At 76.5% G+C, this 3,001-nt stretch carries 3 protein-coding genes and 1 pseudogene; 2 read left to right on the top strand and 2 right to left on the bottom strand.

All coding sequences use genetic code 11. The annotated features are described in order from the left end of the window. Positions 1-729 (top strand): FHA domain-containing protein (locus tag VR44_RS29910; RefSeq protein ID WP_045950747.1); only part of this gene is annotated, 729 nt, incomplete at its 5' end. Positions 730-733: 4 nt separating this feature from the next. Here VR44_RS29910 and VR44_RS29905 read toward each other — a convergent pair. Next, complete coding sequence (locus VR44_RS29905; protein WP_169791060.1) at positions 734-1,768, bottom strand: methyltransferase domain-containing protein; 1,035 nt, start codon at positions 1,766-1,768, stop codon at positions 734-736. A 109-nt stretch (positions 1,769-1,877) separates the two neighbouring features. On the opposite strand from VR44_RS29905, the gene VR44_RS29900 reads away from it, so the two are divergent. Further along, complete coding sequence (locus tag VR44_RS29900) at positions 1,878-2,282, top strand: globin (RefSeq protein WP_042818584.1); 405 nt, start codon at positions 1,878-1,880, stop codon at positions 2,280-2,282. Between the two features lie 58 nt (positions 2,283-2,340). On the opposite strand, the pseudogene VR44_RS29895 reads toward VR44_RS29900, so the two are convergent. After that, a pseudogene (locus VR44_RS29895) lies at positions 2,341-3,001 on the bottom strand (DUF8185 domain-containing protein); the annotation flags it as partial.

The following is a 3,001-nucleotide window of genomic DNA, read 5'->3' as shown; positions in this document are numbered from 1 at the left end:
GGCGCCCCGCCGTCCGCGCCGCCGCCCCCGCCGCCGGTCCCGCCCCAGCCGGTGTACTCCCAGGACCACTTCGAGTACCAGGGCTCCCGGCCCTCCCGGGTCAACCGCAGGGCCGAGCCGCTCCTGGACGAGGACGACTGGCTGCTGCCCCCGCCGGCTCCCGCCGCTCCGGTGCCGCCCGCCCCGCCGGTCCAGGAGCCGGTACCGGCACCCGTCCAGGCGCCGGCCCAGGCACCCGTCCAAGCGCCCGTCCCGGCACCGGTGCAGCCTCCGGTCCAGGCCGAGTACCCGCTGCCGCCCGTCGCGGAGGAGCCCGTCGGCAGCGGCTCGTGGACGGCGACGATCGGCCCCGACCGCGCGTACTTCATGGCGATGATGCGGCGCAGCGGCCCCGAGGCGGCCGGGCTCAACCTGCCCGCGTACTCCCCGGAACTGCACCTCCCGCTGGTCGGTGGCCAGATCACCATCGGCCGGCGCCGCGCCTCCACGGGCGAGTCCCCGGACGTCGACCTGTCGGTGCCCCCGGAGGACCCGGGCGTCTCGCACAGCCACGCGGTGCTGGTCCAGCAGCCCGACCTCAGCTGGGCGGTCGTGGACCAGAACTCCACCAACGGCACCACCGTCAACATGGGCGAGGAGCCGATCCAGCCCTACGTCCCGGTCCCCCTCGCCGACGGCGACCGGGTCCACCTGGGCGCCTGGACCACCATCACCATCCGGCGCGGCTGAGCCGCTAGCCGGCGGTCGTCCCCAGGGGCCACACATAGGGCCCCTGGGGATCGTCGAGCCAGGCCCACTGCCCCTCGGGGGTGACCGTGACCCCGAACCGCTCGCGGGCCGGGCGGCCCTCGCCGCGCCACAGGTCCAGCGCCTCCCGGGGGCGCAGCACGCCCGCGGTCAGGATCAGCAGGAACTGGAAGCGCTCGTTCTCCACCAGTTCGTACGGGACCCCGTGCAGCGGGCCGCCCATGCCGGGCGGCGGCGGCCCGGCCGTGGCCCCGCGCAGCGGGACGAAGTAGGCGGAGGTGTGCAGGAAGCGGCCCTCCGCGAAGTCGGCGTCGCGGACCGTGAGCGCGATCAGCCCGGTCGACAGCGGGGCCAGGATCCGCGCCCCCGGCCGGCACTGGGCGAGCCAGGCGTGCGGGATCAGCGGCAGGGTGCAGGTGACCAGGATCCGGTCGAAGGGGGCGCGGGAGGGGCAGCCGCGCGCCCCGTCCCCGGTGACGACCGCCGGCCGGTAGCCGAGGAGCGCCAGGTGCGCCCGCGCCGACTCCGTGATCTCCTCGTCCAGGTCCACCGTGGTGACGTGCTCCTCGCCGAGCCGGTGGCAGAGCAGGGCCGCGTTGTAGCCGGTGCCCGCGCCGATCTCCAGCACGTCGTCCCCGTCACGCACCTGGAGCGCCTCCAGCATCCTCGCCATCAGGGAGGGCTGGCTGCTGGAGGAGAGCAGTTCGCCGTCCCGCAGCCGGGTCGCGAGGGGGGCGTCGGTGTAGACCCCGCGCAGCCAGCGGGCCCGGCGCTCGGGGTCCGGGTCCTCGGCCCACAGCCGCTCGTGGCCGGCGCCGCGGCCGGTCCAGAAGTACGGCACGAAGACGTGCCGGGGGACGGCCGCGAAGGCGGCCCGCCAGGCCGGGTCCTCCAGCGCCCCGGCGGCGGTGAGCTCCCGTACCTGGGCGGCGTGCGCGATCTCCCGCAGATCGCGGACCGGCTCCTCCGGTCCCCGCGGGGTGTGTGCCGCGTGTGCGCCGCCCCTGCCGCCCGTGCCCATGTCTCCACTGTGCGGCGGGCGGGCGCCGCGTGCGAGCCCTCCTGGATCCCCGGCGTCGGGCGGTCCTAGGACCGGGGTCCTCCGTCCGGGTGTCTGAGACGATGGTCGGGTGAATGACGATCCGCAGAGCAACGTCCAGGAGACGACCTTCTTCGAGCAGGTGGGCGGGGAGGCGACCTTCCGCCGTCTGGTCCACCGCTTCTACCAGGGTGTCGCGGAAGACCCGCTGCTGCGTCCGATGTACCCGGAGGGGGACCTCGGGCCCGCCGAGGAGCGGTTCGCGCTGTTCCTGATGCAGTACTGGGGCGGCCCGGGCACCTACAGCGAGAACCGCGGCCACCCGCGCCTGCGCATGCGGCACGCCCCGTTCCAGGTGGACTCGGCGGCGCACGACGCGTGGCTGAAGCACATGCGGGAGGCCCTGGACGAGCTGGGCCTGGCGCCGGAGCACGAGGCGCAGCTGTGGCGGTACCTGACGTACGCGGCCGCCTCGATGATCAACACGGCCGGCTAGGCCGTCTCCTCTACCCAGGAGCGGGAGACCGCAGCCCCGGGCGGGGCTGCGGACACCGTCAGAGCGGGCGTACCTGGAGGGCGCCGAGTCCGCCGCCCGGTCCGGGCTGCCGGGTCGCGACGGACCCGTACGGGGTGCTCAGCCGCAGCCAGCCGCCGGAGGCGAACAGGGCCACGGGGGCGGGCGCGCCGGCGGCGCCGCCGGCGGGGGCCGTCACGCGTACGGGCCGCAGGAAGCAGGGACTGGGCGGCGTGGGCGGCGCGCAGCGGGAGTTCGGTGTCGCCGAGGGTCCGCGACCAGATCTCGCGGCCGATGCGGTCGCGCTCGGAGCGGGTGCGGTGCTGCGGGGGCAGTGCCTCGTCCCGGGCCCGGAACTCGGCGACGGCCTCGGCCAGGGCCGCCCGTACCGCCTCGGGTGCGGGCAGTCCGGGCACGGGCCGCCAGCCGCCCTGGGGCGGCAGGACGCCCGTCCAGGGCGGCCCGGTGACGGCGCCCGGCACGCGGGCGCCGGCGCCGGTCTCGTCGACCGACTCCAGCAGCTCGCCCGCCGAGACGGTCACGTCCAGCGGCGTCGCGAGGGGTGCGGCGAGCCGCACCGCGCGGACGGCGAGGACCTCGAACGACGGCGGCCGTCCGAAGACGGCCAGCGCGTCGCCGCCCGCCCGCGCCTGCAGACGGACCGCGGCCGCACGGTCGTAGTGCACCAGCCGGCCCAGGAA

This window comes from Streptomyces katrae (genome assembly GCF_000966975.1).
Taxonomy (GTDB): domain Bacteria; phylum Actinomycetota; class Actinomycetes; order Streptomycetales; family Streptomycetaceae; genus Streptomyces; species Streptomyces katrae.
Note: the sequence above shows the minus strand (reverse complement) of the source record. Positions and strands in the feature narration are given on the sequence as shown.

Excerpts from the sequence above, each read along its gene's own strand:
- VR44_RS29905 (WP_169791060.1), bottom strand. The coding sequence starts at position 1,768 with ATGGGCACGGGCGGCAGGGGCGGCGCACACGCGGCACACACCCCGCGG.